The 6,800-nt window shown below is 33.7% G+C and carries 4 protein-coding genes; 2 read left to right on the top strand and 2 right to left on the bottom strand.

Annotated features, from left to right (window positions below; genetic code table 11):
* Positions 1–296 precede the first annotated feature (296 nt).
* Both OIU83_RS09055 and OIU83_RS09050 read left to right on the top strand, forming a co-directional pair.
* Entirely contained in the window at positions 297–1,589 is a 1,293-nt protein-coding gene (locus OIU83_RS09055; RefSeq protein ID WP_264205931.1) for an aminopeptidase P family protein, read from the top strand.
* A gap of 105 nt (positions 1,590–1,694) precedes the next feature.
* Positions 1,695–2,477, top strand: coding sequence for an alpha/beta fold hydrolase (locus OIU83_RS09050; RefSeq protein WP_264205930.1), 783 nt, complete (start codon positions 1,695–1,697; stop codon positions 2,475–2,477).
* A 2-nt stretch (positions 2,478–2,479) separates the two neighbouring features.
* On the opposite strand, the gene OIU83_RS09045 is transcribed toward OIU83_RS09050, so the two are convergent.
* The gene (locus OIU83_RS09045) at positions 2,480–5,242 is read right to left on the bottom strand and encodes a PD-(D/E)XK nuclease family protein (protein ID WP_264205929.1); all 2,763 of its coding nucleotides are present in this window, start codon (positions 5,240–5,242) and stop codon (positions 2,480–2,482) included.
* A 64-nt stretch (positions 5,243–5,306) separates the two neighbouring features.
* Positions 5,307–6,767: an OmpA family protein gene (locus tag OIU83_RS09040; protein WP_264205928.1), complete on the bottom strand. Its 1,461-nt coding sequence runs from the start codon at positions 6,765–6,767 to the stop codon at positions 5,307–5,309.
* Positions 6,768–6,800: the final 33 nt, after the last annotated feature.

The raw sequence follows: 6,800 nt of genomic DNA, 5'->3' as shown, positions 1-6,800 counted from the left end.
AGCCCGACCCGGAGGGACACGCCATTATTAAGATTCTAAGGTTCTGAGTTACTAAGATTTTCTCAATACTGTCATTTCCGACAGAGGAGAAATCTTCGCGAGAAGCTTCGTAATCAAAATCGTCAATCTTTACCGAGTTCCTTGTGGAGATTCTTCGTTCCTCAGAAAGACAAGTTTGCGCGAGTATTGTGTAAACAAAAAACCTCAAACAAATAAGAAAATTTTAATAAACCAAACCAATCTCGTATTTCTAAAATTAGTATTTTTGAGTATTCAAAGTATAAAACACAATTAATATGAAATATCATCAAATAAACAGCTCTCTTTTTATAAAAAATCGCGAAAAATTCATGGCTCAAATGAAGCCTAATAGTGTAGCGGTTTTTAATTCAAATGATATTTACCCAGTTAGCGCCGATAGTACATTGCCTTTTGCTCAACATAGAGATATTTTTTACTTAAGTGGTGTAGATCAAGAAGAAAGCGTCTTGTTGCTTTTTCCTGATGCTCCGTACGAGAATCAGCGTGAGATTTTGTTTTTGAAAGAAACCAATGACCATATTGCTGTTTGGGAAGGGGAGAAACTTACTAAACAACGCGCATTTGAAGTTTCGGGAATTAAAACCGTTTATTGGTTACAAGATTTTCATAAGATTCTGAACGAAATGATGACTTATGCCGATACTATGTACATTAATACTAATGAGCATTATCGTGCTACTGTTGAGACTGAAACTCGTGAGGCTCGTTTTGTAAAATGGTGGAAAGAGCGTTATCCTGCTCATCAGGTTGCTAAAAGTAACCCAATATTGCAACGCATTCGTTCGGTAAAGGAAAGCGAAGAAATCGATTTGATTCAGCAAGCTTGTAATATTACCGAAAAAGGTTTCCGAAGATTATTGCCTTTTGTAAAACCTAATGTAACGGAATACGAGATTGAAGCGGAACTTATTCACGAATTTATTCGTAATCGCTCTAAAGGTTTTGCTTATACTCCGATTATTGCTTCTGGAAATAATGCAAATGTTTTACACTATATCGAAAACAACCAACAATGTAAGGCTGGAGATTTAATCTTGCTAGATGTTGCTGCCGAATATGCTAATTATTCTAGCGATATGTCGCGTACGATTCCTGTGTCTGGTTCTTTCTCGGCTCGCCAAAAAGCAGTTTACAATGCTGTTTTACGCGTGAAGAATGAGGCTACAAAAATGCTTACACCTGGAACGCTTTGGAAACAATATCATGTAGAGGTTGGAAAAATAATGACTTCGGAATTATTAGATTTAAAACTAATTGATAAAGCCGATCTACAAAACGAAAACCCTGATTGGCCAGCGTATAAAAAATATTTCATGCACGGAACTTCTCACCACATGGGTCTAGACACGCATGATTACGGATTGTTACACGAACCAATGAAAGCTAATATGGTTTTTACGGTTGAACCTGGAATTTATATTCCTGCCGAAGGTTTTGGTATTCGCTTAGAAGATAATGTTGTGATTCAGGAAACTGGAGAACCATTTAATTTAATGCGTAACATTCCTATCGAAGCTGATGAAATAGAAAGCTTGATGAACGTTTAATCAGTTCAATCAATTTATAAAAACAAACGGCTTTCAGAAATGTTAGCCGTTTTGCTTTTCCTTACACTACAAACCTTTATTTTTGCATTATTAAATATACTCTCCTTGAAAAATATTCTTTTTAAAAACACCAATATCTCTTATTCTGACACAGGAAAAGGAACTACTATCGTTCTGCTTCATGGTTTTTTGGAAAACAAAACGATGTGGAATCATTATGTTGATGCGTTTTCTAAAAATTACCGTGTCGTTACTATTGATTTATTAGGTCATGGGAAAACTGAACCTCAAGGTTACGTTCATACTATGGAGGATAATGCCGATGTTGTTAATGAGGTTTTATCACATCTTGGTATTGATAAAGCTGTTTTTGTAGGACATTCTATGGGTGGTTATGTTGCTTTGGCTTTCGCCGAATTATATACCGAAAAGGTAGAAGGTTTGGTTTTACTAAATTCTACTTCTAAACCTGATAGCGCGGAACGAAAGTTAAACCGAAATCGAGCTATCAAAGCCGTTAAACAAAACTATGCCGCTTTTATAGGTCTTGCCATTGGGAATTTATTTAGCGAAAACAACCGAGAAAGACTTGCCACAAATATAGAACTTGTAAAAGAGGAAGCTCTGAAAACTCCTCTTCAGGGAATTGTTGCGTCCTTAGAAGGAATGAAAATAAGGAAAGACAAGGAAATTATTTTACATACTAATCTTTTCCCGATGTTATTAATATTGGGAGAAAAAGACCCTGTTTTAAACTACGAAGAAAGTATTCAGCAAATAGAAAACACAAATGTATCTCTCGTTACTTTTCCTGACGGACATATGAGTTCCATAGAGAATGAAACAGAATTAACTACTGTATTATTAGATTTCTTTAAAGGGATTTAAAATTAGATTTTTTCTTCAAAAGGAATTGTAATATCTAATATCTCATTGAGCAACAACACGATTTGTTCTAAATAATTATGCATTATCTCATTTGTAACAATCATATTTAGATCTTTTTCCTCTTTATATCCAAAAGGTAAAAAACCTGATTTTAAATTCTTGAAAGAAATAATTCCCGCTTCAATAGGCAAACCCTGAGCTTTTGTTTCATACATATAAGCGTATGCTAAAACCTGAATGATTTTGTCATTTTTGATATCCTTTCCTAACCCTTCCCAATTTTTAAGAACAACATTAGCCTTTTCAACCTTCCCTGTTTTGTAATCTATAATTCTAATAACTCCGTTACGCTGTTCAATTCTATCTACATTTCCTTTTATTAAAACCGGAAAAGGTAAACTTGGATGAGTTAATACTCTTTCGAAGGTCTCCTCCAAAGCCAAAATTTTAATCGCATCTCCTTTTTTAATACTTTCTAATTCTACTTTTAAAAAATTAAAAACATTACGTTTAGCAACTTCAAAAGCCAAAAGATTACGTCCTTTCTTAATTTCTCCTTCTTTATAAACCACTTTAAATTGCTTCAACACTTCATCATCCAATAATTTGAAACAATTTGAGATATCGTCCTCAGAGATAAACTTTCCGATAAAAGGATCATATAATGCTTTAAGCGTTTCATGAATAATTGTTCCTAAAGTATTTAAAGCAATATTCTCTTCAACCTCTTCGACTTCACGAATACGCAATATCTTTTGAAAATAAAATTGAATTGGGTTTCGAATATAACTCGTTAATGCCGATGGCGAAAAACCTGTAGCTGCAATTTCTTTTAAACGTGTCATTACAGCTTCAGATTTCGGAACAACCATTGGCTGATAAGCTGTTTCTGGTAAAACTGCATTATAAATTTCCTGAGTCAAATTATGCTTTGGTTGTTTTTCAACTTCCAATTGTGTTATAAAGCGACTTCTTTCACCTGCATCCAATCCCTCACTTTCGGTATTATAAAGCAAATAAATATTCTTGGCTCGTTGCAACAAATGATAAAAGTGGAATGTATAAATAGCATCTTTTTCTTTAAAAGTCGGTAATCCCAATTCACGTTTTACATCATAAGGAATAAATGAATTCATCGATTTCCCGGCAGGAAACTTTCCTTCGTTCATAGAAGTAACGATAACAGTATCAAAATCTAAAACACGACTCTCTAAAACTCCCATTATCTGTAAACCGTTTAAAGGCTCTCCTTCAAATGAAACTTCAGCAACATCAATAACTTGTTTATAAATAGCATAAAGCGTCTCAATTTTATCAATATGTAGATGTTGAGAGTAGTAATTGATAAGCTTATTGATTACTTTAAAAATAGCAAAAACAAACGTTTTAGCTATTTTATCTTCTTCATTATCATTACTCAAATTATGCTTTATCACAAGCAAAAGCGCCGATATATTATTTAAAACAACTATAGAACCAGAATCCCATTTTTGAAAAAGCAACAAAAATAGATCTGAAGGACTATCGTTAAGTTCTATAATCTTGGAATGCGTAATAAAAGTATAATTGTTCTGATTTATTTTTTTTACCAATTCCTTCACATTTGCAAATGGCTCAACCAAAGGATGTGTCAAAATATCCAAAACATCTTTATAATAAAAAACATAAGAACTACCATTTCTAGACAATGCATTGGTATGCATTTTAAATAGCTTAGCAATTAAAATTTGAGTTGGATTATTTTTACTAGAATAACCCATAGTTATATTCAAAGCTCCTACTGTAGATGGCAAAGCATATAAAAGCGGAACTAATAAATTTTCATCGCCAAGCACAACAGCTACTTTATCTAGTGATGAACCTGGATTATTAGTAATTATTTCTTCAATTATACTACCTGTTATTTTGGCCTGACCAATTGTTTTTGGCGTCCCAATAACTTGTATGTTTTTAGACTGAGAAAAGTCATCGAATATCCACTCAAAATCATTCGCTTTATAATGTTTCCAGTCTTCCTTAAAACGTCGTACAAACAATCCCGCATCGTGATAAGGGTCATTTAAGAATACTCTGTCGATATCCCAATATATCCTAGCTTGATCTGAAGCAATTAAATGTTGAATGATTTTTTCTTCTGCTGCATTTAAAGCATTAAATCCTGCAAAAACAAAATATTGATTTGAAACCGAATTTGTAAAATGATTTATATTATTAACGGCTTCTCTATAAATTAATCCCTGATACCCTATTTGTTTACTTAACAAATGATTGTACAGCGATTCATAATAATTAGGAAGCAGTTTCCAGAAATCTATATAATTCTCTAATAACTGTGTTTTATTTTCAACCTCAATTCCCCATTTCTTTATGTCTTCAATATCTTTTAAGTAAGACAAAACATGTGCTGGATCCAACAAGTAACGGTCAATCTCATTAAAATCTTGTAAAAGCGTTTTTGCCCAGTTAGCAAATAGCTCAAATGATTGTTGATTCTGTTTATCCGTTACAGATAAATAAACCTCATAAAACTCAAATAACAGTTCAATTGAATCAACCGAACGTACGGAAGCTATATCCTGAATAAAATCCTCAATACTAATTATCTTCGGACTAATAACAGTATTGTGAATCTGTTTTTTTAGTGCTTCAACAAGAAAAATTTTAGCCCTTTTATTTGGTAAAATAATAGTAGTCTCGGCTAATTTACCTGAATAATCTGCAATAATAACCGCTGCAATCTTATCTAAAAAGTAAGTCTCTATCATTGTATAAAAATAAAAAAAGCCATTCAATTAAGAATGGCTTTTTAGAATTATTTAGAAAAGTAAATTACAATTTACCTTCATATTTAGAACCTACGTGTCTAATTTCTGTTCTTCTGTTTTCAGCTCTACCTTTAGCAGTTTTGTTACTTGCTACTGGTTGAGATGAACCGAATCCTTTAGCAGTTAAGTTAGCTGGATTAACACCTCTTTCGATTAATGCATTCATTACAGCATCAGCTCTTTCTTGAGATAGTTTATCGTTAATTTTTGCTGAACCTGTACTGTCAGTATGTCCTTCAATGCTGAATTTAGCATTAGGGTAAGCTTTAAGGATTTCTTTGATAGCATCTAATCTAGCTGGAGTATTAGCATCACCTTTTTTGAAAGTAGCTTTTCCAGTGTCAAAGAATACTGCTCTAGCTTGAACTTTAAGATCATCTAATACAGCAGTAGTTACTTCTGGACAACCTCTGTTACTAGCTGGACCAGGTACAGTAGGACAATCGTCATCTTTGTCAAGAACACCATCTTTATCAGAATCTGGCCAAGGACATCCACCATTTTCTTTAGGACCTGCTACAGTAGGACATTTGTCATCTTTATCAGCAATACCATCTCCGTCAGTATCAGGACAACCTTTTAAAGAAGCTAAACCAAATACATCTGGACAAGCGTCATCTTTATCAGCAACACCATCACCGTCTCTATCAGGACAACCGTTTAAAGCAGCTAAACCAAATTCAGTTGGACAAGCATCACTTGCATCTGGAATACCATCTCCATCAGTATCAGGACATCCGTTGAATTGTTTTAAACCTGCAACATCTGGACAAGCATCATCTTTATCATAGATACCGTCTCCGTCTGTATCTTTACCTCCAAATTTGAAAGTAAGACCTGCAGTGTGTTGGAAATGAGATGGAGTATCTGGAGCACCAGCTTTATCTTCTCTATCTCCAAAAGCTTTTTTATAGCTAGTTTCTAAAGACAAACCAATTGCTTCAGTAAACCAGAAAGTTAAACCTGCACCTGGATTAACAGTACCAAAACTGCTATCTCCAAAGAAAGTGTAACCTCCACCAACGTGTAACGAAGGATCAATTACTTTAGATTTAATTAATGACATGAAGCTATATTTAATATTAGCATCAATACCATAATACATTAAATCTCCAGGATTAGTAACTACATAACCACGAGAATCATGACCAACTGCAGTTGGATCAAATTTTACGTATTTATCAATTTTGTTTACAGAACCTTGCAATCCTATAGAGAAATTACTACCAACGTATCTAGATACACTGATGTAAGATACAGAAGGAAGGATATTCCAGTTGTCTTTCACTGCGAAAGGCTGAGAAAAATGTTGATCTAGCCAATTATTTCCTCCACCAGCACTAGTTTTAGTGTCAACGGCATTAACTCCAAAAGAGATAGCCCATGGATTGTTACTGTCTTGTGCGTGAGAAGTTAAACCCATCGCCATCATCACAGCAACTAAAAGTTTGTTAAGATGTTTCATACTTAATTTATTTAATTACAATTTAGTTAATTA

This window comes from Flavobacterium shii (assembly GCF_025847235.1).
Taxonomy (GTDB): domain Bacteria; phylum Bacteroidota; class Bacteroidia; order Flavobacteriales; family Flavobacteriaceae; genus Flavobacterium; species Flavobacterium shii.
Note: the sequence above shows the minus strand (reverse complement) of the source record. Positions and strands in the feature narration are given on the sequence as shown.